We start from the raw sequence: 25,645 nt of genomic DNA on the forward strand, positions 1-25,645 counted from the left end.
CCTCCGCCGCACCGGCGAGAGCGCCAAGGTCGGCCCCGACACCGTCTTCCAGCTGGCCTCCGTCTCCAAGCCGGTCACCTCCACCGTCATCGCCGGCGCCCTGACCTCCCCCGACGCCTGGGACGAGCCCCTCGCCGGCACCCTCCCCGGCTTCGCCCTCAAAGACCCCTGGGTCACCTCCCACGTCACCCCCGCCGACCTGCTCTCGCACCGCAGCGGCCTCCCCGACCACGCCGGGGACCTCCTGGAGGACCTCGGCTACGACCGTACGTACATCCTCGGCCACCTCCGCGAAGAGCCGCTGACCCCGTTCCGCGCGAGCTACGCGTACACCAACTTCGGGTTCACCGCCGCCGCCGAGGCAGTCGCCCGCGACCACGGCGTGAGCTGGCAGAAGCTCAGCGAGGACACCCTGTTCAAGCCCGCCGGGATGACCCGCACCAGCACCGAGTTCGCCGCCTACGCCAAGGCCCCCGACCGCGCCTCGGGCCACGTCAGGAACCCGGACGGCACCTGGAGCCCCCGCTACGTCCGCGACGCCGACGCCCAGACCCCGGCCGGCGGGACCAGTTCCACCGCCCGCGACATGTCCCGCTGGCTGCGGCTCCAGCTGAACACCGGCACCCTCGACGGCAAGCGGATCGTCCCCGCCGACGCCCTCACCCGCACCCGCGTCCCCGAGATCGTCTCCCAGGCCCAGACCCCCCGCGGCACCCCGCAGTTCTACGGGCTCGGCTGGAACGTCAGCTACGACGACGCGGGCCGGCTGCGCCTGAGCCACTCCGGGGGCTTCGAGCTCGGCGCCAACACCAACGTCACCCTGCTCCCTCTGGAGCGCCTCGGCATCGTCGTCCTGACGAACGGCTCCCCCGTCGGCCTGGCCGACTCCGTCGCCCTGGACTTCTTCGACACCGTCGAGCACGGCAAGCCGACCGCCGACTGGCTGCCGCTCCTCGCCGCCACGTACGAGCAGCTCGACAACGCGCTCCGGTCCCCGACCGACTACGCGCGCCCCCCGGCCGGGGCCGCGCCCGCGCGCGCCGACTCCGCCTACACCGGCACGTACGACAACCCGTACTACGGCCCCCTCACCGTCACCGCCGACACCCAGGGCGGCCTGACCCTCTCCCTGGGCCCGAAGCCCCTGCGCTTCCCCCTCACCCACTACTCGGGCGACACCTTCAGCTTCGAGACCACCGGCGAGAACGCCGTCGGCCGCACCGGGGTGTTCTTCTCCGACGGCAAGGTCCGCGTCGAGTACCTCGACCAGAACCACCTCGGCACCTTCACCCGCAGGTAGCGGCCTACCCTGGTCCCGATGACCCGCAGATCCCACATCCCTCCCGCGCCCCTCCCCCAGCAGGCCGGCATCGACCCGGTCCGGATGCGCCTGCCCCCCGACCACGAGGGCCGCTGGCCCACCCTCGGCGCCTACCTGACCGAGCGGTACGCCGGCACGCGCGGCTCCGAGTCCATGGCCCGGCTGCTCTCCGGCGGCCGGGTGCTGGGCGAGGGCGGGCGGGTGCTGCGGCACGAGGACCCGTACGAGCCGGGCGGCTGGCTCTGGTTCCACCGGGACATGCCGCCCGAGCCGGCCGTGCCCTTCCCGATCGGCGTGGTCCACCGCGACCGGCACCTCCTGGTGGTGGACAAGCCGCACTTCCTGGCGACCACCCCGCGCGGCACCCACGTCACCGAGACCGCCCTGGCCCGGCTGCGCCGGGAGCTGGACCTGCCGGCGCTGAGCCCCGCGCACCGCCTGGACCGGATGACGGCCGGGCTGGTGATGTTCAGCATCCGGCCCGAGGACCGCGGCGCCTACCAGCTGCTGTTCCAGCAGCGCCGGGTGCACAAGGAGTACGAGGCCCTCGCGGCCCACGCCCCCTCGCTGGAGCTGCCCCGGCTGGTCCGCAGCCACATCGAGAAGACCCGCGGGGTGATGGCGGCGGTCGAGGTGCCCGGCGCCGAGCCGAACGCCGAGAGCCTGGTCGAGCTCACCGGCGTACGGGACGGGCTGGGCCGCTACCGGCTGACCCCGCACACCGGCCGCACCCACCAGCTGCGGGTGCACATGAACTCCCTGGGCCTGCCCATCCTGGGTGATCCCGTCTACCCGGTGGTCGCCGAGGCGGCGGACCCGGCGGACTACCGGCGGCCGCTCCAGTTGCTGGCCCGGACCCTGGCGTTCACCGATCCGGTCACCGGCGTCGAGCACCGGCTGGAGACCGGGCTCACCCTCCAGGCGTGGGAGGACCGGGCGGGCTGGGAGGCGGGCCCGGCGGCGTGAGCCCCCCGATCCGCAGCGCCGCGTCGGCGGCGGCCTCCGCGAAGGCCGCGACCGGGCGCCCCGGATCGGAGCGGCGGACCAGCATGACGCCCTCGATCAGGCCGAAGACCAGGTCGTTGCGCAGGGCCAGCCCGCCCCGCTCCCGCGCCAGCTCGGCACCGGCGGGGGTGGCGGCGAGCAACGCCCGGTAGCCGTCGCGCAGTTCCGCGCGCATCCGCCGGAACCGCGCCAGCCGCGGCTCCCTCAGCTCGGGCAGCAGGTAAAGGGCGCCCAGGTCGTACGGCCCCCCCGCACAGCAGCAGCACGTCGGAGCGGCACAGCTCCCACAGCCGCAGGGCGGCCGGCCGGGCGGTGTCGGCCAGCAGCCGGCGCAGCAGCGCCAGCGAGGGCGCGACCGTGGACTCCAGGAGTTCGGCGAGGAGTTCCTCCTTGCCGCCGAAGTAGTGATACATCGTGGCCTGGCGCATTCCGGCCCGTTCGGCCACCGCCCGGGTGGTGGTGGCCGCGTACCCCCGGACGGTGAACAGTTCGGCCGCCGCGCAGAGGATCTCCTCGCGCGGCGGCCGGCCGCTGTCCCGTCTCAGCCGGTCGGCGCGCGGCCGACCGACCCGTCTCGGACCTTCGCCCGTTCCCCCGCTCATACGCCCGATCGTCGCACAGGACACCGGCGAAAGATCATGGCAAGAGCTCAGATCCGGCCATCAGGGGCTTCGGACGAAGCCCCAAAACCGCCTAGCCGACCGAGCTGTAGGCCACTACGCCCCGCAGCAGGGCGTCGACGGCCTTGCGGGCGTTGCGCGCCACCGTGCTCCCGCCGGCCGAGGACGGCGGGGCCGTCGAGGCGGGGGCCGCCTGCGCGATCTGCCCGAGGACGTCGATGACCTGCTTGCACCAGCGCACGAAGTCGCCGGCCGGCATCTCCGCCTCGCGCAGCACCTCGTCCAGGCTCTTGTCGGAGGCCCACTGGTAGGCCGCCCACGCGAAGCCGAGGTCCGGCTCGCGCTGGCCCACGCCCTCCGCCTGGTTGATGCGGTGCTCCTCCTCCAGCGCGTCGAGCCGGCCCCAGATGCGGACCATCTCGCCCAGCGCCGTCTTCGCCGCGCCGTTCGGGACCTTGGGCGGTGCCGCGTCGTCGGACTGCCGCGCCTCGAAGACCAACGCCGAGACGCAGGCGGCCAGTTCCGCCGGGTTCAGGCCCTCCCAGACGCCCTCGCGCAGGCACTCCGAGGCCAGCAGGTCCAGTTCGCCGTAGAGCCGGGCCAGGCGCTTGCCGTGCTCGGTGACCTCGTCCTCGCGCAGGTAGTCCAGCTCGGTGAGCAGCGCGTGGATCCGGTCGAAGGTACGGGCGATGGTGTTCGTCCGGCCCTCGATGCGCCGCTCCAGCTGCTGCGTGTCCCGCTTGAGCCGGTGGTAGCGCTCCGCCCAGCGGGCGTGGTCCTCGCGCTCGTCGCAGCCGTGGCAGGGGTGCGCCCGCAGCTCGGCGCGCAGCCGGGCGATCTCGCGGTCGTCGGCCGCGGAGGCCCGGCCCGGCCGGTGCCGCTTCGGGTCGATGTGGCCGGCCTTGTTGCGCAGCGCCGTCGCCAGGTCCCTGCGGGACTGCGGGGAGCGCGCGTTGAAGGTCTTGGGGATCCGCATCCGGTCGATGGCCTCGACCGGGACCGGGAAGTCGATCGCCGCGAGCCGCTTGACCTGCCGCTCGGCGGTGAGCACCAGCGGGCGCGGGCCCTCGTGGTACTCGTACCCGCGGTGCCCGTTGCTCCGCCCGCCCGGCACGCCCGGGTCCAGGACCAGTGCGAGCCCGGCGAACTTGCCGGTGGGGACGTGGATGACGTCGCCCGGCTTGAGCTTCTCCAGCGAACTGGCCGCCTGGGCCCGGCGCTGGGCCGCGCCCTGCTTGGCGAGGTCGTTCTCGCGGTCCTTGAGGTCGCGGCGCAGCCGCGCGTACTCCTCGAAGTCGCCGAGGTGGCAGGTCATGCCCTCCCGGTAGCCTTCCAGGCCCTCCTCGTTGCGCTGGACCTGCCGGGAGATCCCGACGACCGAGCGGTCGGCCTGGAACTGTGCGAAGGAGGTCTCCAGCAGTTCGCGGGAGCGGTGCCGGCCGAACTGGGAGACCAGGTTGACGGCCATGTTGTACGAGGGCTTGAAGCTGGAGCGCAGCGGATAGGTGCGGGTGCCGGCGAGCCCGGCGAGCTGCACCGGGTCCATGCCGCGCTGCCACAGCACCACCGCGTGGCCCTCGACGTCGATGCCGCGCCGTCCGGCCCGGCCGGTGAGCTGCGTGTACTCGCCGGGGGTGATGTCGGCGTGCTGCTCGCCGTTCCACTTGACGAGCTTCTCCAGGATGACCGTGCGCGCGGGCATGTTGATGCCGAGCGCGAGGGTCTCGGTGGCGAAGACGGCCTTGACGAGGCCGCGTACGAACAGCTCCTCGACGACCTCCTTGAAGGTGGGCAGCATGCCCGCGTGGTGCGCGGCGATGCCCCGCTCCAGGCCTTCGAGCCACTCGTAGTAGCCCAGGACGTGCAGGTCCTCGGCGGGGATGGAGGCGGTCCGCTCCTCGACGATCTCACGGACCCGCAGGCGCGCGGTGTCGTCGTTGAGCCGCAGGCCCGCGTACAGGCACTGCTGGACGGCGGCCTCGCAGCCGGCCCGGCTGAAGATGAAGTTGATGGCGGGCAGCAGCTCGTCGTTGTCGAGGCGGGCGATGACCTCGGGGCGGCCCGGGGTCCAGATCCGGCTGCGGGAGCGGCGTTCGCGCTCGCGGTCGGCCTCGCGGACCATCTTGCCGCGCCGCCGGTCCTTGGGGCTGTAGCCGCGGCTGTTCTCCTCGCGGGCCATGCGCAGCAGGTCGGGGTTGACCTCGCGGCGGGCGGAGCCGCGGCCTCCGTGGTCGGACTCCTCCTCGAAGAGGTCGTAGATCCGCCGGCCGGCCATCACGTGCTGCCACAGCGGTACGGGGCGCTCCTCGGAGACGATGACCTCGGTGTCGCCGCGGACGGTGTCGAGCCAGTCGCCGAACTCCTCCGCGTTGGAGACGGTCGCGGAGAGCGAGACGAGGGTCACCGACTCGGGGAGGTGGATGATCACTTCCTCCCAGACGGCGCCGCGGAACCGGTCGGAGAGGTAGTGCACCTCGTCCATCACGACGTATCCGAGGCCGCTGAGCGCCTGGGAGCCCGCGTAGAGCATGTTGCGGAGCACCTCGGTGGTCATCACGACCACGGGGGCGTCGCCGTTGACGCTGTTGTCGCCGGTCAGCAGGCCCACCTTGGCGGCACCGTAGCGCTTGACGAGGTCGGCGTACTTCTGGTTGGACAGGGCCTTGATGGGCGTCGTGTAGAAGCACTTGCGGCCCTGCTGGAGGGCGAGGTGCACGGCGAACTCGCCCACGATCGTCTTGCCCGAGCCGGTCGGGGCGGCCACCAGGACGCCCTTGCCGGCCTCCAGTGCCTTACAGGCTTCGATCTGGTACGGGTCCAGGTCGAATTCGTACATCTCCCGGAAAGGGGCCAGGGCGGAGGCCTCTTCGGCGGCGCGGATCCGGGCAGCGGCGTACCGCTCGGCGGGTGAGAGTTCTTCGGTCATCTTGTCTTCGAGACTACCCGCCGCCTCTGACAACAGTCGCGATCATTTATGTGAGGAGCCGGACCGCCCCGGGGACGCACTCGGCGGTCACCGGGAGGGGGCCCAGCGGCTCCCCGTCGGCGTAGGCGGTCAGGTCGGGGGCTTCGAGGGTGACCTGGGCGGCGCGGTGGACGGTGACCTTGGGGTGGGACAGGTGCGTCCCCTTGTAGACCTGCGGGAACACCCTGAGGAGGGTGCCGCGGCCGCAGTCGCCGACCACCGTGACGTCGAAGAGCCCGTCGTCGGGCTCGGCGTCGGCGCATATGCGCATCCCGCCGCCGTACGAGCTGCCGTTGCCGACGGCGACGAGGGTGGCCTCGGTCTCGATGACCGGGCCGTCGTCGAGGGTGATCCGGTACGGGAAGGGGCGGAAGGCGGCCAGCTCCAGGGCGATGGCCAGGTCGTACTTGAAGCGGCCGAGCGGCAGCCGCATGCGGTTGCCGCGGTCGTTGACCCGGGAGTCGAAGCCGGAGCACAGCACGGTCCCGTACCAGGTGCCGGCCACCCGGCCGAGGTCGATCTCCCGGATCCGGCTCTCCTTGAGGGCCTCGGCGGCCAGCCGCCCGGCCCCGGCGGGGTCGCCCACGGGCAGGCCGAGGGAGCGGGCGAAGTCGTTGCCGGTGCCGGCCGCGACCACGCCGAGAGGGACCAGCGTCCCGGCCAGGGCCTGGAGGGCGAGGGAGACCACTCCGTCGCCGCCCACCGCGACCACCGCCCCGGTGCCCTCCCGGACGGCGGCGCGCAGCCGGGCCTGGGCGTCGGCGGCGTCGGCGCCGACGACGGTCCGTACGGAGAAGCCGGCGGCCCTGAGCGCGGAAGCGGCCGGCTGCGCGGCGTGCGCGCCCCGGCCGCGTCCCGCGGTGGGATTGACGAAGAGGGTGATGTCAGCGCTCACCCACCGGAACCTACCTGTCAGGTGGCGTCGTCGTAACCGTTGATCTGGCGGCGCCCGCCGTCGTCCTGGCCGGGCAGCGCGGAGGCGGACGGGGCGGCTTCCGCCGCGCCGATCGGGGCGGGGGTCAGGTCCAGCTCGGAGGCCTCGTCGTCGTCGAGCCCGGCGTCGGGGTCGCCCAGCCGGCGCCTGCGGTCGTTCAGCAGGCAGATGCCGAGGGCGATGAAGTACAGCGCGACGATCGGGGAGGCCAGCGTGAGCATGGTGAGCGGGTCGCCGGTGGGCGTCGCGAAGGCCGAGAAGACCGTGATGCCGAGCACCATGGCCCGCCACCAGCTGCCCAGCCGCTTCGCGGTGAGGACGCCGGTGAAGTTCAGCAGCACCAGCATCAGCGGCAGCTCGAAGGCGAGGCCGAAGACCACGACCATGCGCGTGACCAGGTCGAGGTAGTCGTCGACCGGGAGCAGGTTCTTGACGTGGTCGGGGGTGAAGCCGAGGAGGATCTCCGCCGTCTGCGGCAGGATCTTGTACGCGAGGACCGCGCCGGCGACGAAGAGGGGCGCGCCGACGGCGACGAAGCTCAGCGCGTACTTCTTCTCGTTCTTGTGCAGGCCGGGGGCGGCGAACGCCCACAGCTGGTACAGCCAGACCGGGGCGGAGAACACGATGCCCGCGGACAGGCCGACCTTCAGCGCGATGGAGAAGGGCGCGGTCAGGCCGTTGGTGGTCATCTCGGCGCAGGGGGCGCCGTTGCGCTGGTGCGTGGCGCCGTTGGTGCAGCCCACGGACGACAGCATCGGTTCCAGCAGGAAGTCGATGATCGGCCGGTAGAACCAGGCCGCGACGACCGTGATCACGACGATCGCCAGGACCGACTTCAGCAGCCGGTTCCTCAGCTCACGCAGGTGCTCGACGAGCGGCATCCGCCCTTCGGCGTCCTTCGCCTGCCGGTCCTTTTTCCCCTGCTTGCGGGCAGACTTGAGCAACCCACGTCCCTTGTCTCGTTGCAGATGACTGTCGTGACGGGCGACCGCCGCGCGTCAGCCCTGGGTGGTGCGGTTGGTCTCGTTCACGGGCCGGGCGCTGGTGACGTCACCGGGCGCGGCCTGGATGGTGCGGGGGGCCACGGGCTGCTGCGCGGCCTGGTCGGCGGCGGGAGCGGCGTCGGCCTCGGCCTCGCCGTCCTTCTTCATCGCCTTGGCCTCGCTCTTGAGGATGCGGGCCGACTTGCCGAGCGAGCGGGCCATCTCGGGGAGCTTCTTGGCGCCGAACAGCAGCACGATGACAGCGATGATCAGAAGGATCTCAAGGGGCTTCAGATTGCCGATCATGTGTGTCTTCCTTCTCACCGAAACGGCTGGTTGTGGTGGCCTTGGGCGATACCGGACAAAGATCCGGTACCGCTCTGACATGGATCGTAACCCCCGAGGGTTAACGCCCGGCAATCCCCGGGGGTATCCACGATTGCCTGCCGCACCGACGGTACGGGTCCGGCTCCGCGGTTTCCATATCCAGAGGACTACGTGCTCGTGACGCGCCGCCCGCTACGGGGCCGCCGCCCGCCCGGCCCGGGCGAGGTCGGCGGCGGCCCGTTCCAGGTCGCCCGAGGCCTCGGTGATCCGGCGGCTGGCCAGCGCGACCTGCCCGGCCAGCCGCCGCACCTCCAGGAAGACCCGCAGGGCCAGGACGGACAGGACGGCGAGCCCGAGGAATCCCAGGGCGATCGCGAGCATCGGCCACAGCATGCCCTGAGCCTAGCGCGCCCCTCTCACACGCTGCGCAGGGTGCTCACTCCCCCGCCCGTCAGCAGCTCCACGATGCGCTCACCGGCGGGTTTGCGGACGGCCGCCGCGCACTCGGGGCAGGTGAAGGAGTAGAAGGTGGCGCGCCGGCTGCCGCCAATGGCCAGGCGCAGCGCGTCCGCCGCGAGCTCGAAGCGCGCCCGGCACTCGGGACATGCCGCCTTGAACGTGACCGGTACGAGACCTGCTGATCGCGACATCGCTCCCCGCTCCCTCTAGACCTGTTCCCCGTACCCCGCGAGTGCCTCTCCAGCGGCCTTCCGGGCGCTGTCCGCCAGCTCCGGCGGCGACACGATCCGCCCGTCGCGGCCCAGGCGCAGCGCGAGCCGGCGCAGCGAGGCCGGGTCGGGGCTGCGCAGCGTGATCCGCAGGCCGCCGTCGGCGAGCTCCTCGGCGCTGTCGTGCGGGTAGTACTCGGCGACCCAGCGGCCGCCGGGGCCCACCTCGACCACCACCTCCGGGTCCTCGGCGGCCGGCTGCACCAGGCCCACCGACAGGTCGCGGGGCTCGATGGCGGGCGGCTCGGCCCGCTCGTCGAGGAGGCGGATCTCGGCGACCCGGTCGAGCCGGAAGGTGCGCCGGGCCTCGGAGAGGTGGCACCACCCCTCCAGGTAGGTGTGCCCGACCGCGAAGAGCCGGATCGGGTCGACGGTGCGCTCGGTGAGCTCGTCGCGGGCGGGCGAGTAGTAGCGCAGCCAGAGCCGGCGCCGCTCGGAGATGGCCCGGTCGACGTCCGCGAAGACGCCGCCCTCGGACTCGAAGGTCACCGACAGCCGGGAGCTGGCCCCGGCGGCCTCGCCGGCGGCGGCCTCCAGCTTGGCGGTGGCCCGCAGCAGCGCGTCCCGGTCGCTCTCGCGCAGCCCCGGCAGGGTCGCGACCGCCCGGGCGGCGACCAGCAGGGAGGTGGCCTCGTCGGCGGCGAGCCGCAGCGGCTCGGCGGTGGACTCCCCCGAGGCGTCGGCGTTGTGCCACCAGATGCGGTCGCCGTCGGTGTCGATGTCGAGCAGGTCCCCGCCGCGGAAGCTGGTGCCGCACATGGGCAGCACGTCGAGGTCCGAGATCAGCTCGTCCTCGGTGATCCCGAAGGCGCGGGCGACGTCCGCGACGTGCGCGCCGGGGCGCTCGCGCAGGTAGGTCACCAGGGACAGCATCCGGCGGGTCTGGTCGATGGCGTTGGCGGCCATGCTGCTACGTCTCCCCCTCAGGGCGTTGCTGCTGTTGTTGATCGGGTGGGCTCAGCCCTGGGCGACGGCGCGCAGCCGGTCCACCACGTCGGCCCGCAGGTCGGCCGGCCCCACCACGACGACGTCGGGACCGAACTCCACGAGCCAGGCGTCCAGCCCGTGCCCGTACGGGATCTCCAGCTCGTCCCAGCCGTCACCGCCCTCGCGCACGGCGGTGGCCTTGGCCCGCAGCGGGTAGCCCGCCCCGGCGCGCAGCCGGATCAGCGCCGAGCGCTCGGCGCCCTCGCCGGCCCAGGCCGCCACGGTCTCGCGCACGGTCACCACGTCCGGTACGTCGGCGGTGTACTTCCCGGCCCGGGAGCGGACCTTGCCGGTGATCCGGGAGAGCCGGAAGACCCGCTCCGCCCCGCGGTCGCGGTCGTAGCCGGCCAGGTACCAGTGGCCGCGCCAGCACTCCAGGGCCCACGGCTCCACCTGGCGGGGCTCGGGGCGGGCGGCGTTGGACTTGCGGTACTCGAACACCACCGGCCGCCGGTCGCGGCAGGCCAGCATCAGCGGCTCGAAGGCCGCCTCGTGGACGGGGATCCGCGGTTCGATCGCGCTGTGCTGACCCTCGTACGGATCACCCGCCTCCGGCATCCCGCCGGCGCGGAGCTTCTGCAGCGCGCCGCTGGCCGCCCCCGCCAGACGGGCCTGCTGCCACACCTTGGCCGCCAGCCCCAGGGCGGCGGCCTCCTCGGCGTCGAGGGAGACGGGCGGCAGCCGGTTGCTGTCCCGGCGGGCCAGGTAGCCGGTCTCGCCCTCCAGGTTCTCCACGGTCTCGATCACCAGCCCGAGCTCGCGCAGATCGTCCTTGTCCCGCTCGAACATCCGGTTGAAGGACTCGTCGTTCCCTGCTTCGAGGTAGGCCTCGATGGAACCGCGCAGCTCACGCTTGCTGAGGGGACGACGCGTCCCCAACAGGCACAGCGCCAGGTTCATCAGCCGCTCGGCCTTGGCGATCGCCATCGACGCCCTTCCCCCCACTCTTCGGCACACACTCGTGACCGTTGACCGTACCGCCCCCGCGGTCCCCGGCAAAAGCGAGGGCCCCCGCCTCACGGCGGGGGCCCTCCATGATCACAGCGGGTGAGATCAGACGCCCATCAGGTCGCAGACGAAGATCAGCGTCTCGTTCGGCTTGATGGCACCGCCGGCACCGCGCTCGCCGTAGGCGAGGTGGGCCGGGATGGTCAGCTTGCGACGGCCGCCGACCTTCATGCCCTGGACGCCCTGGTCCCAGCCCGGGATGACCTGGCCGATGCCCAGGATGAACTGCAGCGGGGCGCCGCGGTTCCAGGAGGCGTCGAACTCCTCACCGGAGGAGAAGGCCACGCCCACGTAGTGGACGGAGACCTTCTTGCCGGCCTCGGCCACCGGGCCGTCGCCCTCCCAGATGTCCTCGATGACCAGGTCGGCCGGGGCCGGACCCTCGGGGAAGTCGATCTCGGGCTTCTCGAGCTCGCGCACGGAACTGCTCCTCATACGTACGAAACGATGTACAACCGGAACAGTCTTACACTGCTCCGACGATGTCCACGACGAAGACGAGGGTGGAGTTGGCCGGCAGGTCCTCACCCTTGGCCTGGTCCTTGTACGCCTGCTCCGGCGGGATCACCAGCAGGACACGGCTGCCGACCTTCTTGCCCACCAGGCCCTTGTCCCAGCCCTCGATGACCTGACCCTGGCCGATCTTCGTCGAGAACGGCTGCCCGGTCTTCCACGAGGTGTCGAACAGCTTCGCCGAGTCCTTGCCCTGGTTCGGGGCCCACGCCGCACCGCTGTACTGCATGTAGACGGTCTGGCCGTTCTTGACCTCGGGACCCTTGCCCTCGATCAGGACCTTGTCGACCAGCTCCTTCGGCGGGTCGTTCTTCGGGACCGTGATCGTCGCGGCCTTGTCCTCGTCGGCCTTCACCTGCGGAAGGTCGGACGGGATCGGCGCCTGCGTGCCCTCGGCCTTCTTCGGCAGCACGGAGTCCACGTCGAGGACGAACACCAGGTTGTCCTTCGGACCGACGCCCAGCTGCGGCTGACCCTGCTCACCGAAAGCCGCCGCCGGCGGGGCCACGACCAGCAGACGGCTGCCGACCTTCTTGCCCAGCACCGCGTCACTGAACAGCGGCAGGATCTGCGGCGAACCGGCCGGGACCACGAGCGGCTGGCCGTTCTCGTCGTAGGACCCGCTCAGCTCCTTGCCGCTCTTCCAGACCTTGCCCGTGTACTTCGTGACCACGAGATCGTCCTTCTTGATCTCCGGCCCGGTGCCCTCCTTGACCGTGTTCACCACGAACTTGCCACTCGGCTCGCCCTTGGGAACGGTGATCTCCGCCTTCTTGCCGGCCTCACCGGCGACCGTCGGCATCGGGTCGGCCGACGCCACCGGCTTCGGCACCTCGGTCTTGCCGGCACTGGCCGACGGGGACGCCGCGGAGTCCTTCTTCTCGTCGTCGCCCCCTCCGCAGGCCGCGGTGAGCATCAGAGCCGGCACGATGAGCGCGGCAGCAAGTCGGCGTCGCACAATGGTCCTCAGGGTCGCTGGAATGGTCCGTCGTAGCGGCCCACTCTACGGGCTGACCCCCGCGCGACAAGGCGGTGGCGTGCGGGAACCCCGCACGCCACCGCGTACGGGGTTCCCGGCCGGACCGCCTCACATCCCGGCGATGAGCTTCTCCACCCGGTCGTCCACCGACCGGAACGGGTCCTTGCACAGAACCGTGCGCTGCGCCTGGTCATTGAGCTTCAGATGCACCCAGTCGACCGTGAAGTCCCGCCGCTGCTCCTGCGCCCGGCGGATGAAGTCACCGCGCAGCCTCGCGCGGGTGGTCTGCGGGGGCACCGACTTGCCCTCGAAGATCTTCAGGTCGTTGCACACCCGCGCCGCCTGGCCCTTGCGCTCCAGCAGGTAGTACAGGCCCCGGCGGCGGTGGATGTCGTGGTACGCGAGGTCTATCTGGGCGACCCGCGGGTTGGACATCGTCATGTTGTGCTTGGCCCGGTACCGCTCGATCAGCTGATACTTCATCACCCAGTCGATCTCGGTGCCGATCCGGTCCAGGTCCTGCGCCTCGACGGCCTCCAGCGTGCGGCCCCACAGCTCCAGGACCTGCGCCACGACGCCGGTGTTGATGCCCCTGCGGTCGGCGAAGTCGAGGGCCTTGTCGAAGTACTCCCGCTGGATCTCCAGCGCCGAGGCCTCCCGGCCCGAGGCCAGGCGCACCTTGCGCTGGCCCGTGATGTCGTGGCTGACCTCCCGGATCGCCCGGATCGGGTTCTCCAGGGTCAGGTCCCGCATCACCGTCCCCGCCTCGATCATGCGCAGGACGAGGTCGGTGGCGCCCACCTTGAGCAGCATCGTCGTCTCGGACATGTTCGAGTCGCCGACGATGACGTGCAGCCTGCGGTAGCGCTCCGCGTCGGCGTGCGGCTCGTCACGGGTGTTGATGATCGGACGGGAACGGGTCGTGGCGGAGCTGACGCCCTCCCAGATGTGCTCGGCCCGCTGGCTGACGCAGTAGACCGCGCCCCTGGGCGTCTGCAGCACCTTGCCCGCGCCGCAGATCAGCTGCCGCGTGACGAGGAACGGAATCAGGATGTCCGCGAGGCGGGAGAATTCTCCGTGCCGGGCCACGAGATAGTTCTCGTGACAGCCGTACGAATTGCCCGCCGAGTCGGTGTTGTTCTTGAAGAGGTAGACGTCGCCCGCGATTCCCTCCTCGTGCAGGCGGCGTTCGGCGTCGACGAGCAGGCCTTCGAGAATGCGCTCGCCCGCCTTGTCGTGAGTGACCAGTTCGGTCAGGTTGTCGCATTCCGGTGTTGCATATTCCGGATGCGAACCCACGTCGAGGTACAGGCGGGCGCCGTTCCGCAGGAAGACATTGCTGCTGCGGCCCCATGACACAACACGGCGGAAGAGGTAGCGCGCCACTTCGTCAGGAGACAGTCGGCGCTGTCCCCTGAACGTGCACGTGACGCCGTACTCGTTCTCCAGCCCGAAAATGCGGCGGTCCATGACTGAACATTACGCCTTCCGCACACTTCTGAAACCGAGTTCGAGAACGGCGTTCCGGTCAGTTCTTGATCAACGGCTCCCGGACGGCCTCCGCCGCACCCTCCGCCGCGCCCTCCGCAGACCCCGCCACCGCACGGCTGCGGCCCGCGCCGGCCATCGCCCGCTGAGTCAGCATCAGCACCAGCAGCGCCGCCGCCCCGCCACCGCAGGCCACCGCGAAACCGGCCGCCACACCACCCCGTTCCAGCGCCGGACCCGCCGCCGCCGTACCGATCGCCGCACCCACCCCGAAGAAGGTCACCAGCCAGGAGAAGGCCTCCGTCACCGTGCCCGCCGGCGCGTGCCGGTCCACCACGATGAACGCACACGCCAGCGAAGGCGCCAGGAACACGCCCGCCAGCGCCGCCAGCGCCGTCATCGCCACCGGACCCACGTCCAGCAACAGCGGCAGGTAACAGACGGCCAGCAGCCCCACCAGCAGCCGCAGCCGCCGCTCCGGCGCCCCCGCCCACTGCCGCGCCCCGTAGAACACACCGCCGACCAGCGCACCCAGACCCAGCGCCGCCATCAGCCAGCCGTACACCGCCTGGCCGCCGTTCTCGTCGGCGTACGCCACCGCCGCCACCGCGATCGAACCCAGCGCCATGCCGACGAAGAAGAACGCGCCCAGCAGCGCCAGCAGCCCGCGCGAACGCAGCGCACCCAGCCAGTGCGCCTCGCGCGGCGCGGAACGCCAGGTCCGCGAGGGCTCCGAGAGCACCACCATCAGCACGCCGAGCAGACCGACGCCGTTCAGGACCAGCAGCGCCACCGCCGGGGACCACAGGGCCACGCACAGGGTGACCAGCAGCGGCCCGACCGTGTACATGATCTCCTGGGCCACCGCGTCCATCGCGTACGCCGCGTGCACCCGCTCCTCGCGGCCGCCGAGCACCCCCGGCCACAGGGCCCGCAGGCCGCCCTCCAGCGGCGGGGTGAACAGGCCGGAGAGCACCATCGCCGCGTAGGCGGCGCCCACCGAGCCCGTACCGGCCACCGCCAGCCAGACCATGCCCGCCGCCGACACCAGCGCCGCCGGCAGCTGCACGCGCGGCTGCCCGTACAGGTCCACCGCCCGGCCCAGCAGCGGCTGGCCGACCGCGTTGGCGAGCCCGTACACGGCCGCCAGCGCGCCCGCCAGGCTGTAGCTGCCGCCCTGGTCCCGGACGAAGAGGACGATCGCGATCGCCGCCGTGGCGTTCGGCAGCCGGCCTATCAGGGTGCCCGCCAGCAGCCTCGCGGCATACCTGGTCCTGAGCAGCTCCGCGTAACCCGCGGCCATGACCGCCCCCTTCTGCCCGGACCCACGCCCGGGGTAATACGTATAACGAGACACGTCATACGTACCATGGCGGCAGACCCGGGGTCCACCCGGCGAACCACGCACGCCCGCCCCACCTCGCATTTCAGGAGCTACCTGTGACGAGACCCACCAGCCGCGACGTCGCCACCGCCGCCGGGGTCTCCCAGGCCACCGTCTCCCTCGTCCTCGGCGACAAATGGCGCGGCCGCGTCTCCGAACGCACCGCCGCCCTCGTCCGCGAAGCCGCCACCACCCTCGGCTACCGCCCCAACCTCGCCGCCCGCAACCTCCGCCTCGGCAGCACCCGCACCGCCCTCCTCGTCGTCCCCGCCCTCACCAACGAGTTCTTCGCCCGCGTCTACACCGGCGCCGCCCGCGTCGCCGCCGAACACGGCTTCGGCGTCGTCCTCTACCCCTCCCCCGAAGGCACCGGCCCCGCCCGCGACCCCTTCGCCTCCGCCCGCGCCGCCCTCGACGGCGTCATCGCCTCCTCCATGGCCACCCACGCCCTCGACGCCCTCGGCGGCGACGGCCTCCCCCTCGTCATGCTCGACAGCGACCCCACCGCCGGCCGCGCCGCCGCCCACGTCAACCTCGCCATCACCGACGGCATGCGCCAGGTCACCGAACACCTCCTCGGACACGGCCACCGCCACTTCCTCCACCTCGCCGCCGACGTCGACTCCTGGACCTTCGACATCCGCGCCGAAGCCCTCGCCGCCCTCCTGCGCCCCCACGCCACCCTGCGCACCGCCCGCGCCGCACTCACCGTCGAAGCCGCCCGCGAGGCCGCCGGGACCGCCCTGGCCGACCCCCGCCACCGGCCCACCGCCGTCGTCTGCGACGACGACATCCTCGCCGCCGGCGTCTGCAAGGCCGCCCGCCGCCTGGGCCTGCGCGTCCCCGAGGACCTCTCCGTCACCGGCGTCGACGACCTCGCCCTCGCCACCGCCGTCGAACCCGAGCTCACCACCGTCGCCCTGCCCGCCGAGCGCGTCGGCGAACAGGGCATGACCGCCCTCCTCGCCGTCCTCTACGGCACCCCCTGGACCGCCCCCGAGATCCCCGTCCACCTCACCGTCCGCGACTCCACGGGCCCCGCCCCGGCCGCCGCCTAGGCACGCGAAAGCCCCGGCCCACCCCATCGGGGCGGACCGGGGCCGGGGTACCACGTCCTACTCGGCGTCGTCCTCCGCCGCCTCGTCGTTCGAGACGGCATCCGCCTGGACCGCCGCCGGAACGTCCGCCTCCAGCAACCTCGCCAGCTGCCGGCCCCGGATCCGCTTGAACTTGCGCTGCTGCGACCGCGTACGGTCCAGCACCGCGACCTCCAGCCGCTCCGCCGGAATGGTCTTGTCCGCACCGTTCGCCTGGCTCGACAGCGCCTGCACCGCCAGCTTCAGCGCATCGGGCAAGGTCATCCCGTCCTGGTGGCGCTGGTCCAGGTAGGTGCTGATCTGCTCCGCGTTCCCGCCCACCGCGACCGAACCGTGCTCGTCCACGATCGAGCCGTCGTGCGGCAGCCGGTAGATCTGGTCCCCGGCGGCCGTCGCACCGACCTCGGCCACGACCAGCTCCACCTCGTACGGCTTCTCACCGGCCGAGGAGAAGATCGTGCCGAGCGTCTGCGCGTACACGTTCGCCAGACCGCGCGCCGTCACGTCGTCACGGTCGTAGGTGTACCCGCGCAGATCGGCGTAGCGCACCCCGCCGATCCGCAGGTTCTCGTACTCGTTGTACTTGCCGGCGGCCGCGAAGCCGATCCGGTCGTAGATCTCGCTGAACTTGTGCAGCGCACGGGACGGGTTCTCGCCGACGAACACGATGCCGTCGGCGTACTGCAGCACGACGAGGCTGCGGCCGCGGGCGATGCCCTTCCGGGCGTATTCCGCCCGGTCGGCCATGGCCTGCTGGGGTGACACATAGAACGGAGTCGACACCGGTTATCCGTCCCTTTCTTCTGGGCGACGAGACGAGGACTGGTCAGAGCAGGGCGGCACGCGGTCCGTCGGGCTCCTGGAGCCGACGGTCCGTCACCTTGCGGGCGAGCTCCTGCGACTCGTCCTCGTCCAGCCTGCGGAAGCCCTCGTCGGTGATGACGGTGACGATGGGGTAGATGTGGCGGTACAGGTCCGGGCCGCCGGTCGCCGAGTCGTCGTCGGCGGCGTCGTACAGCGCCTGGACCACCAGCGTGGTGGCCTGCTCCTCCGACAGGTCGGGGCGGTACAGCTTCTTCATCGAACCCCGGGCGAAGATCGAACCGGAACCGGTGGCAGCGTAGCCGTGCTCCTCGGAGCGGCCGCCGGTCACGTCGTACGAGAAGATCCGGCCCTTCTCCTTGGCCTCGTCGTACCCCGCGAAGAGCGGCACGACGGCGAGCCCCTGCATGGCCATCCCCAGATTGCTCCGGATCATGGTCGACAGCCGGTTCGCCTTGCCCTCCAGGGACAGCGTCGCCCCTTCGACCTTCTCGAAGTGCTCCAGCTCCAGCTGGAACAGCTTGACCATCTCCACGGCCAGGCCGGCCGTACCGGCGATGCCGACCGCGGAGTACTCGTCGGCCGGGAACACCTTCTCGATGTCCCGCTGCGCGATCATGTTCCCCATGGTCGCCCGCCGGTCACCGGCGAGCACGACCCCGCCGGGGAAGGTCGCGGCGACGATGGTCGTCCCGTGCGGCGCCTCGACGATCCCCTCGGGCAGCTTCCGGTTCCCCGGCAGCATCTCGGGCGCGTGCGCGCCCAGGAAGTCCATGAAGGACGACGACCCCGGCGTCAGGAAGGCTGCCGGTAGACGCCCTGTGCTACGAGTGTTGGGTTCCACAGGTTTCCTTCCACGTAAGCGGCTGCACGCCGTATGACGTCCGGCCGATCCTTGAACTGCCCCAAGGCTGCGCGGCAGCCGGACGGTGCGCCTCGGACCATACCCGTCTGATGATCACCAAGGCAGTTGAACCTTCGATTCGAAGGCGAAAGGGCCTACTGGCCGCCCTTTTGCACGAAGGACCGCACGAAGTCCTCCGCGTTCTCCTCGAGGACATCGTCAATCTCGTCAAGAACCGAGTCGACGTCGTCAGAGAGCTTCTCCTGCCGCTCCTTGAGGTCGGACTGCGCTTCCGCGGCCTGCTCCTCGACCTCTTCGGTCGAGCGAGTGGCCTTCTGCTGTCCGCCGCCGGTGTCCTTGGTCGCCATGTCTACCTCACCCCGCTCGGTTCGCACGCTCACACGGAGAGACCCCGGGATTCGGGACCTCTCAAGATCAGACCCTACGTCGGACCCTACAAGGAGGGCCCGGCGTTCGTCCCCGTACTTTCACAACGTCCGGGTTCCTTCATGATTCCCGGGCCGGGGCCCTTTCAGGCCCCGAAGGCGCCACTCACTGTCCCGAAAGCACCCGGACCAGGTCCTCCGCCGTACGGCAGCGGTCCAGGAGCTCCTTGACGTGGTTGCGGGTGCCCCGGAGGGGTTCCAGGGTCGGGACCCGCTGGAGGGAGTCGCGGCCCGGGAGGTCGAAGATCACCGAGTCCCAGGACGCCGCCGCGACGTCGTCCGCGTACTGCTCCAGGCAGCGACCGCGGAAGTACGCCCGGGTGTCCTCCGGGGGCTTGCTCTCGGCCCGCTCGACCGCCGGCTCCTCCAGCAGCCGCTTCATCTTGCCGCGGGCGGCCAGGCGGTTGTACAGGCCCTTCTCGGGCCGGACGTCCGAGTACTGGAGGTCTACCAGGTGCAGGCGCGCCGCGTCCCAGTTCAGGCCGTCACGGCGCCGGTAGCCCTCCAGGATCTCCCGCTTGGCGATCCAGTCCAGCTCCCCCGCCAGGCTCATCGGGTCGGTCTCCAGCCGGCCCAGTACGTCCTCCCAGCGCCCCAGGACGTCCTTGGTCTGCTCGTCCGCGTCCGTCCCGAACCGCTCGTCCACGTACTTCCTGGCCAGCTCGAAGTACTCCATCTGGAGCTGTACGGCGGTCAGGGTGCGCCCGCTGCGCAGCGTGATGAGGTGCTGGAGGTCGGGGTCGTGGGAGACCTGGTGGAGGGTGCGGACGGGCTGGTCCACGGCGAGGTCGACGTTGATGAAGCCGTCCTCGATCATGGACAGGACGAGCGCGGTCGTGCCCAGCTTGAGGTACGTGGAGATCTCGGAGAGGTTCGCGTCGCCGATGATCACGTGGAGGCGGCGGTACTTCTCGGCGTCCGAGTGGGGTTCGTCGCGGGTGTTGATGATGGGCCGCTTGAGGGTGGTCTCCAGCCCGACCTCGACCTCGAAGTAGTCCGCCCGCTGGCTGATCTGGAAGCCGTGTTCGCGGCCGTCCTGGCCGATGCCGACGCGGCCGGCCCCGGTGACGACCTGGCGGGAGACGAAGAAGGGGGTCAGGTGGCGCACGATGTCCGAGAAGGGGGTCTCCCGCTTCATCAGGTAGTTCTCGTGCGTGCCGTAGGAGGCGCCCTTGTTGTCGGTGTTGTTCTTGTAGAGGTGGATCGGCTGGGCGCCGGGCAGCTGGGCGGCCCGCTCGGCGGCCTCGGCCATGATCCGTTCGCCGGCCTTGTCCCAGAGCACGGCGTCGAGGGGGTTGGTGACCTCGGGCGAGCTGTATTCGGGGTGGGCGTGGTCGACGTAGAGGCGCGCGCCGTTCGTGAGGATGACGTTGGCGAGGCCGATGTCCTCGTCGGTCAGCTGGCTGCTGTCGGCGGCCTCGCGGGCGAGGTCGAAGCCGCGGGCGTCCCGCAGCGGATTCTCCTCCTCGAAATCCCAGCGGGCGCGTCGCGCCCGGTGCATCGCCGCCGCGTAGGCGTTGACGATCTGGGACGAGGTGAGCATGGCATTGGCGTTCGGGTGCCCCGGAACGGAGATCCCGTACTCCGTTTCGATCCCCATTACTCGCCGTACGGTCATGCGGCCCTCCTTGCCCGGCGGCGCTCCCGTTCGGGAGCGGCGCTCAAGTACCGCTGGTGCTCCGGTGCGTCGTGTGCGGTGCCCGTCCCCGCACTGCGCGTCCGGCGGTACGGAAGAGCCTAGAACCACTCCGCGCTGGGGGGGAGATCATTTCAGTCATTGAATTCGCCTTGTCACCGGCTGAAAAGGGCGGGCCCAAGGCTGGCCGTGAATGCGGGGCGGTAAAGCAGTCGGCCGCGGGTGCCGTGTGAGGCACCCGCGGCCGCCTCGCTCCGTCAGAGGTACTGACCTGTGTTCGCCACCGTGTCGATGGAGCGCCCGGTGTCCGCGCCCTGCTTTCCGGTGACGAGTGTGCGGATGAATACGATCCGCTCGCCCTTCTTTCCGGAGATGCGGGCCCAGTCGTCCGGGTTGGTGGTGTTCGGCAGGTCCTCGTTCTCCTTGAACTCGTCCACGCACGCCTGGAGGAGGTGGGAGACCCTCAGACCCTTCTGGTTGTGTTCGAGGAAGGCCTTGATGGCCATCTTCTTGGCCCGGTCCACGATGTTCTGGATCATGGCGCCGGAGTTGAAGTCCTTGAAGTAGAGGACTTCCTTGTCGCCGTTGGCGTACGTGACCTCGAGGAAGCGGTTCTCCTCGGTTTCGGCGTACATCTGCTCGACGACGGTCTGGATCATGCTGTGGACGGCCACCTGGGGCGAGCCGGAGTGCTCGCTGAGGTCGTCCGCGTGGAGCGGGAGCGAGGCCTTGAGGTACTTGGCGAAGATGTCCTTCGCCGCCTCGGCGTCCGGGCGCTCGATCTTGATCTTCACGTCGAGGCGGCCGGGGCGCAGGATGGCCGGGTCGATCATGTCCTCGCGGTTGGAGGCGCCGATGACGATGACGTTCTCCAGGCCTTCCACGCCGTCGATCTCGGCGAGCAGCTGGGGGACGATGGTGTTCTCCACGTCCGAGCTGACGCCGGATCCGCGGGTGCGGAAGAGGGATTCCATCTCGTCGAAGAAGACGATGACGGGGGTGCCCTCGCTCGCCTTCTCCCTCGCGCGCTGGAAGACGAGGCGGATGTGCCGCTCGGTCTCGCCGACGTACTTGTTGAGGAGCTCGGGTCCCTTGATGTTCAGGAAGTAGGACTTGCCGGCCGCCTGCCCGGTCACTTCCGCGACCTTCTTGGCAAGGGAGTTGGCGACGGCCTTGGCGATGAGCGTCTTGCCGCAGCCGGGCGGGCCGTAGAGCAGGATGCCCTTCGGGGGCCGCAGTTCGTGCTCCTTGAACAGGTCGGGGTAGAGGTAGGGGAGCTCGACGGCGTCGCGGATCAGCTCGATCTGGTCGCCCAGGCCGCCGATCTTGTCGTAGTCGATGTCCGGGACCTCTTCGAGGACCAGGTCCTCGACCTCGCTCTTGGGGACGACCTCGTAGACGTAGCCGGAGCGGGGTTCGAGCAGGAGGGCGTCGCCGGGGCGGATGGTGATGTCCAGGAGCGGCTCGGCGAGCCTCACCACCCTCTCCTCGTCGGTGTGCCCGACGACCAGGGCGCGCTCGCCGTCCTCCAGGATCTCCTTGAGGGTGACGATGTCCCCGGCCCGCTCGAATTCCATGGCCTCGACCACGTTGAGCGCTTCGTTGAGCATGACCTCCTGGCCGCGCCGGAGGTCTTCCGGTTCGACGCTGGGGCTCACGTTCACGCGGAGCTTGCGGCCGCCGGTGAAGATGTCGACGGTGCCGTCCTCGTTCGCCTGAAGGAAGACACCGAAGCCGGCCGGCGGCTGTGCGAGCCGGTCGACCTCTTCCTTGAGGGCCACGATCTGGTCGCGGGCCTCACGGAGGGTGTTCGCCAGTCGTTCGTTCTGCGCGGAGACGCCTGCCAGATTCGTCTGGAGCTCGACGATCCGCTCTTCGAGAATCCTCGTGTGTCGCGGAGAGTCGGCGAGCTTGCGTCGCAGGACGGCGATTTCCTGCTCGAGATAGGCAACCTGGCCAGCGGGGTCCTCAGACCCTCGCCCGGGCCGGATGCCGCGGTTGATGTCGTCGTCGTGGGCTGCCACGGTCCTCACCTCCTCCAAGGGGAGCTGGACGCTTCCTGACCCTACCTGGGCTGGTGGTGATTGAAACCCCTAGATCACAAAGACGGTAGAGGTGTGTCCGATCTTCACCCTTGCGTACTCCCTCACGCCAGGGGAATACCCACCCTTCAACATCGGAAAGCAGCCGGTTGTAAGGTCGAAGCGTTCAACACCCGTCACGGCTCGCGCGACTTGCCGCGAGTCGTGTTCGGGGCGGATCACTCAGAGCAGGAAACGGCAGGAGATATGACCGTGCAGCAGGAGGCCCCGACGGGTGGTTCCGACGGGGCCGGGGAGCCGCTGGAGGTCTGGATCGACCAGGACCTGTGCACCGGGGACGGCATCTGCGTGCAGTACGCCCCGGAGGTGTTCGAGCTGGACATCGACGGTCTGGCGTACGTGAAGAGCGCCGACGACGAGCTGCTCCAGGAGGCGGGGGCGACCACTCCGGTTCCTTTGGTGCTGTTGCAGGACGTGGTGGATTCGGCCAAGGAATGTCCGGGAGACTGCATCCACGTGCGCCGCGTTTCGGACAGGGTCGAGGTGTACGGCCCGGACGCGGAGTGACGGTTCAAACACGTCCGGCGGCCGAGTCCGTCAGCTCCTGGCGGAATTTCCCGCCGGTCCAGCGCCACTTGGCGAGCTGCTTCACGTCGGGTTCGTAGCGCGGCACGGAGGGTGACGAGTAGCCCAGCAGGTGTGCGGCGACGTAGCCGTCGCGCACGGTGAGGCCGGTCACGTTCCGCCGTTGCCCGGCGTCGAGGAGGGTGGCGACGACCCGGGGGGCGGAGTCCGCCCGCGGGTCCTGGGCCAGTACGTAGAGGGCGTGGGGCGGGGTGCCGGAGCCGGCGTCGCAGCGGACGGCCGCCACGGTCTCGGGGCGGCCGTCGCCGTCGAGGTCGCCCTGGGCGGCTTCGGTGACTGTGCGCGGGGTGCCCTTGCAGTCCAGGGGGTACGCGGCCGCGTGCGCGTCGGGGGCCGTGGGTCCCGGGGCGGCGTCCGGGCCGGGCGCGGGGGTGGCTCCGGTGGCCCGGCCGGGCTGGAGCAGTCCGGCGCCGGCTATGAGGGCGGCGAGGGCGGTGGCCGTGGCGAGCCAGTGGACGGGCCTGGTGCGGCGGTGCGCCAGGTCGGTGGGGCTGTGCAGCACGCCGGGTGTCTCCTGTGCGAAGGGTGACGGGGAGCCAGCATCGTGCCACACGTCACACGGGAGTGGAATGGCCGGGTCCGACCCGCACGACACTGCGTCCCGGCAACGAAGAGGCGCTGTGGCGCAGTTCCCGGTTCGTGCGGGGGAACTGCGCCACAGCGCTTTCGTGTTGGCGGGGTGCGCTACGCGGAGCGGTCGCTGCCGGGGCCCTCGTAGTCCTCGCCGTAGGCGCCCTTGGAGGGGCGGCGGCGGCGCATGGGCGGCTCGACGCCGTCGGCGAGGCGGCGGGCGGTGACCAGGAAGCCGGTGTGGCCGATCATCCGGTGGTCGGGGCGGACGGCGAGGCCTTCGACGTGCCAGTTGCGGATCATCGATTCCCAGGGCTGCGGTTCGGCGTAGCAGCCGAACTCGCGGATGGACTCGACGGTGCGCGAGAGCTGGGTGGTGGTGGCCACGTAGCAGCAGAGGATGCCGCCGGGGACGAGGGCCTTGGAGACGGCCTCCAGGCACTCCCAGGGGGCGAGCATGTCGAGGATGACGCGGTCGACGTCGGTGTCGGACAGGTTGTCCTGGAGGTCGCCGACGGTCAGCTGCCACGCGGGGTGCGGGCCGCCGAAGTAGCGCTCGACGTTGGCCGTGGCGATCTCTGCGAAGTCCGCGCGGCGCTCGTAGCTGTGGAGCATGCCCTGGTCGCCGATGGCGCGCAGCAGGAAGCTGCTGAGGGAGCCGGAGCCGACTCCTGCCTCCACGACGCGGGCGCCGGGGAAGATGTCGGCGAAGGCCAGGATCTGGCCCGCGTCCTTGGGGTAGACCACGGCGGCACCGCGGGGCATGGACAGGACATAGTCGGGGAGCAGGGGGCGCAGCGCGAGGTACGCGACGTTCCCCGTGGTACGGACAACACTGCCCTCGGGAGCACCGATCAGCTCGTCGTGGGGGAAGGAACCCTTGTGGGTGTGGAAATTCTTCCCGGCTTCGAGCGTGAACGTGTAGTGGCGGCCCTTGGGGTCGGTGAGCTGAACCTGGTCCCCGACCTCGAAGGGCCCGCGTCGGCGGGCGGCACCGGTCGGTTCGGACATGTGACCAGTGTATTGGGTTCAGGGCTGGGGCCGTGCCATGGCCTTCACGAAGGCCTTTTCGACGTCGAGGGTGGACAGGACGCCGTAGATCTCGCCGGTGGGTTCGAGGACGAGGTATTCGGTGGCGGGGGTGGCGCGGAGGTGGTCGAGGAGTTCTTCGCCGGTGAGGTCCGCGGAAACCTTCATGCCGTCGGTGAGGTCCTGGGCGAGGGTGCTGACGGCGACCCAGGGGCGGCGGTGTTCGGGGACGGAGGCGATGGCGGTCTCGCGGACGATGGCGGTGGGGTCGCCCTGGCCGTCGACGACGACGAGGGCGCGGGCTCCGGCCTCGTTGGCGCGGCGGAGGGCTTCGGAGAGGGGGGTGGTGGTCTGGACGGGGATGGCGCGGCGGGTGAGGGCGCGGGCGCGGAGTTCGGGGAGGTGTTCGCGCAGGCGTGCCATGCGGAGGCTGTTGCCGGCGCCGGTCCAGATGATGGCGGCCAGGATGGCGGCGAGGAGGGCGTCCATGACGGTGTCCATGCCGCCGATTTCCCGGGTGGGGTTGCCGAGGACTCCGGTCTGGGTGAGGAGGGGCAGGCCGATGAGGACGGTGACGGCGAGGGCGCGGCCGACCCAGGCGGCGGCGACGGTGCCGGTCATGGGTTTGCCGGTGATGCCCCAGATGACGGCGCGGAGCATGCGGCCGCCGTCGAGGGGGAGGCCGGGCAGGAGGTTGAAGGCGGCGACGAGGAGGTTGGAGATCATCAGGCCGGCGAGGAGTACGCCGGGGACGGTGGCGGGGTGGACGGCCTTCATGCCGAGGTAGAAGGCTCCGGCGAGGGCGAGGGAGAGGAGGGGGCCGACGAAGGCGAGGACGAATTCGCGGCCGGGGGTCTCGGACTCCTTCTCGATCTCGGAGACGCCGCCGAAGAACTGGAGCTGGATGCGGCGCACGGGGAGTTTGTAGCGGAGCGCGGCGATGGTGTGTGCCAGTTCGTGGACGAGTACGGAGGCGTAGAAGGCGACGGCGAAGAAGAGGGAGACGAGGTAGCGGGCGGGGCCGAGGTCGGGCAGGACCCGGTCGAGCTGGTCTCCGAAGACCCAGGTGATGAGCGCGGCGACGAGGAACCAGCTGGGCGAGACGTAGACGGGCACGCCGAAGGGGCGGCCCATGAGGATGCCGCCGCCCGGGTCGGAGCGCTTGGACCTGCGCTCGCCGGTTTCGTCGGTGTCTGCCACGGTTTTCCTTCGTTCGTGCGGTGCGTGCGGTGGGCCGGGGCGCGTCGGTGGCGCGGTGCGCTGTTGCGCGGT

General features: G+C 70.9%; 24 protein-coding genes and 2 pseudogenes. 4 read left to right on the top strand and 22 right to left on the bottom strand.

What is annotated here, in order from left to right:
- Both SSNG_RS07310 and SSNG_RS07315 read left to right on the top strand, forming a co-directional pair.
- Positions 1-1,300: serine hydrolase (locus tag SSNG_RS07310; RefSeq protein WP_007263164.1), on the top strand; the 1,300-nt coding region annotated here is incomplete at its 5' end.
- 18 nt (positions 1,301-1,318) lie between these two features.
- Positions 1,319-2,287 (top strand): pseudouridine synthase, encoded by a 969-nt coding sequence (locus tag SSNG_RS07315; protein ID WP_007263165.1) that lies wholly within the window; start codon positions 1,319-1,321, stop codon positions 2,285-2,287.
- Here the strand turns inward: SSNG_RS07315 and SSNG_RS07320 are convergent.
- The 13 genes and pseudogenes from SSNG_RS07320 to SSNG_RS07380 all read right to left on the bottom strand — a co-directional run bounded on the left by SSNG_RS07320 (position 2,232) and on the right by SSNG_RS07380 (position 15,161).
- Positions 2,232-2,928: pseudogene (locus SSNG_RS07320) on the bottom strand (helix-turn-helix domain-containing protein). The gene SSNG_RS07315 and the pseudogene SSNG_RS07320 overlap by 56 nt on opposite strands.
- A gap of 91 nt (positions 2,929-3,019) precedes the next feature.
- Positions 3,020-5,872, bottom strand: a complete 2,853-nt coding sequence (locus SSNG_RS07325) for a DEAD/DEAH box helicase (RefSeq protein ID WP_007263167.1) — start codon at positions 5,870-5,872, stop codon at positions 3,020-3,022.
- A gap of 46 nt (positions 5,873-5,918) precedes the next feature.
- Positions 5,919-6,806, bottom strand: coding sequence for a diacylglycerol kinase (locus SSNG_RS07330; protein WP_042800677.1), 888 nt, complete (start codon positions 6,804-6,806; stop codon positions 5,919-5,921).
- A 17-nt stretch (positions 6,807-6,823) separates the two neighbouring features.
- Positions 6,824-7,789 (bottom strand): twin-arginine translocase subunit TatC, encoded by a 966-nt coding sequence (tatC, locus tag SSNG_RS07335; RefSeq protein ID WP_007263169.1) that lies wholly within the window; start codon positions 7,787-7,789, stop codon positions 6,824-6,826.
- Between the two features lie 54 nt (positions 7,790-7,843).
- The gene (gene tatA, locus SSNG_RS07340) at positions 7,844-8,134 is read right to left on the bottom strand and encodes a Sec-independent protein translocase subunit TatA (RefSeq protein WP_042800678.1); all 291 of its coding nucleotides are present in this window, start codon (positions 8,132-8,134) and stop codon (positions 7,844-7,846) included.
- Positions 8,135-8,347: 213 nt separating this feature from the next.
- Entirely contained in the window at positions 8,348-8,548 is a 201-nt protein-coding gene (locus SSNG_RS07345; RefSeq protein WP_007263171.1) for a hypothetical protein, read from the bottom strand.
- Between the two features lie 23 nt (positions 8,549-8,571).
- On the bottom strand, positions 8,572-8,805 hold the full coding sequence (locus tag SSNG_RS07350) for a hypothetical protein (protein ID WP_007263172.1): 234 nt from the start codon (positions 8,803-8,805) through the stop codon (positions 8,572-8,574).
- A gap of 15 nt (positions 8,806-8,820) precedes the next feature.
- Entirely contained in the window at positions 8,821-9,789 is a 969-nt protein-coding gene (locus SSNG_RS07355) for a WYL domain-containing protein (RefSeq protein ID WP_007263173.1), read from the bottom strand.
- 51 nt (positions 9,790-9,840) lie between these two features.
- On the bottom strand, positions 9,841-10,797 hold the full coding sequence (locus SSNG_RS07360; protein WP_042800679.1) for a WYL domain-containing protein: 957 nt from the start codon (positions 10,795-10,797) through the stop codon (positions 9,841-9,843).
- Positions 10,798-10,923: 126 nt separating this feature from the next.
- Positions 10,924-11,298 (bottom strand): FKBP-type peptidyl-prolyl cis-trans isomerase, encoded by a 375-nt coding sequence (locus tag SSNG_RS07365; RefSeq protein WP_007263175.1) that lies wholly within the window; start codon positions 11,296-11,298, stop codon positions 10,924-10,926.
- Positions 11,299-11,344: 46 nt separating this feature from the next.
- Positions 11,345-12,349 (bottom strand): FKBP-type peptidyl-prolyl cis-trans isomerase, encoded by a 1,005-nt coding sequence (locus tag SSNG_RS07370; RefSeq protein WP_007263176.1) that lies wholly within the window; start codon positions 12,347-12,349, stop codon positions 11,345-11,347.
- A gap of 129 nt (positions 12,350-12,478) precedes the next feature.
- Positions 12,479-13,840, bottom strand: coding sequence for a Pup--protein ligase (gene pafA / locus SSNG_RS07375; protein WP_007263177.1), 1,362 nt, complete (start codon positions 13,838-13,840; stop codon positions 12,479-12,481).
- A 58-nt stretch (positions 13,841-13,898) separates the two neighbouring features.
- Positions 13,899-15,161, bottom strand: coding sequence for an MFS transporter (locus tag SSNG_RS07380; protein ID WP_007263178.1), 1,263 nt, complete (start codon positions 15,159-15,161; stop codon positions 13,899-13,901).
- 137 nt (positions 15,162-15,298) lie between these two features.
- On the opposite strand from SSNG_RS07380, the gene SSNG_RS07385 reads away from it, so the two are divergent.
- Positions 15,299-16,300, top strand: a complete 1,002-nt coding sequence (locus SSNG_RS07385; RefSeq protein WP_007263179.1) for a LacI family DNA-binding transcriptional regulator — start codon at positions 15,299-15,301, stop codon at positions 16,298-16,300.
- 57 nt (positions 16,301-16,357) lie between these two features.
- Here SSNG_RS07385 and prcA read toward each other — a convergent pair whose 3' ends face one another.
- From prcA to arc, 6 genes and pseudogenes are all read right to left on the bottom strand, one after another.
- Positions 16,358-17,122, bottom strand: a complete 765-nt coding sequence (gene prcA, locus SSNG_RS07390; RefSeq protein WP_007263180.1) for a proteasome subunit alpha — start codon at positions 17,120-17,122, stop codon at positions 16,358-16,360.
- Between the two features lie 43 nt (positions 17,123-17,165).
- On the bottom strand, positions 17,166-18,005 hold the full coding sequence (gene prcB / locus SSNG_RS07395; protein WP_007263181.1) for a proteasome subunit beta: 840 nt from the start codon (positions 18,003-18,005) through the stop codon (positions 17,166-17,168).
- Positions 17,957-18,109 (bottom strand): annotated as a pseudogene (locus SSNG_RS39245) (recombination endonuclease VII); the annotation flags it as partial. The pseudogene SSNG_RS39245 and the gene prcB, both read right to left, overlap by 49 nt.
- Before the next feature lie 51 nt (positions 18,110-18,160).
- On the bottom strand, positions 18,161-18,373 hold the full coding sequence (locus SSNG_RS07400; RefSeq protein WP_042803062.1) for a ubiquitin-like protein Pup: 213 nt from the start codon (positions 18,371-18,373) through the stop codon (positions 18,161-18,163).
- 184 nt (positions 18,374-18,557) lie between these two features.
- Entirely contained in the window at positions 18,558-20,069 is a 1,512-nt protein-coding gene (gene dop / locus SSNG_RS07405) for a depupylase/deamidase Dop (protein ID WP_007263183.1), read from the bottom strand.
- Positions 20,070-20,344: 275 nt separating this feature from the next.
- Positions 20,345-22,111, bottom strand: coding sequence for a proteasome ATPase (gene arc / locus SSNG_RS07410; RefSeq protein ID WP_007263184.1), 1,767 nt, complete (start codon positions 22,109-22,111; stop codon positions 20,345-20,347).
- A 264-nt stretch (positions 22,112-22,375) separates the two neighbouring features.
- Here arc and SSNG_RS07415 point away from each other — a divergent pair, with 264 nt between their 5' ends.
- Positions 22,376-22,696: a ferredoxin gene (locus SSNG_RS07415; protein ID WP_042800683.1), complete on the top strand. Its 321-nt coding sequence runs from the start codon at positions 22,376-22,378 to the stop codon at positions 22,694-22,696.
- A 4-nt stretch (positions 22,697-22,700) separates the two neighbouring features.
- On the opposite strand, the gene SSNG_RS07420 is transcribed toward SSNG_RS07415, so the two are convergent.
- The 3 genes from SSNG_RS07420 to SSNG_RS07430 form a co-directional block, all read right to left on the bottom strand.
- Positions 22,701-23,276, bottom strand: coding sequence for a hypothetical protein (locus SSNG_RS07420; protein ID WP_007263186.1), 576 nt, complete (start codon positions 23,274-23,276; stop codon positions 22,701-22,703).
- A 182-nt stretch (positions 23,277-23,458) separates the two neighbouring features.
- Entirely contained in the window at positions 23,459-24,355 is an 897-nt protein-coding gene (locus SSNG_RS07425; RefSeq protein WP_007263187.1) for a tRNA (adenine-N1)-methyltransferase, read from the bottom strand.
- An 18-nt stretch (positions 24,356-24,373) separates the two neighbouring features.
- Positions 24,374-25,573 (bottom strand): site-2 protease family protein, encoded by a 1,200-nt coding sequence (locus tag SSNG_RS07430; RefSeq protein ID WP_007263188.1) that lies wholly within the window; start codon positions 25,571-25,573, stop codon positions 24,374-24,376.
- Between the last annotated feature and the right edge of the window lie 72 nt (positions 25,574-25,645).

It is taken from the genome of Streptomyces sp. C, assembly GCF_000158895.1.
In the GTDB taxonomy this organism is placed as follows: Bacteria; Actinomycetota; Actinomycetes; order Streptomycetales; family Streptomycetaceae; genus Streptomyces; species Streptomyces racemochromogenes.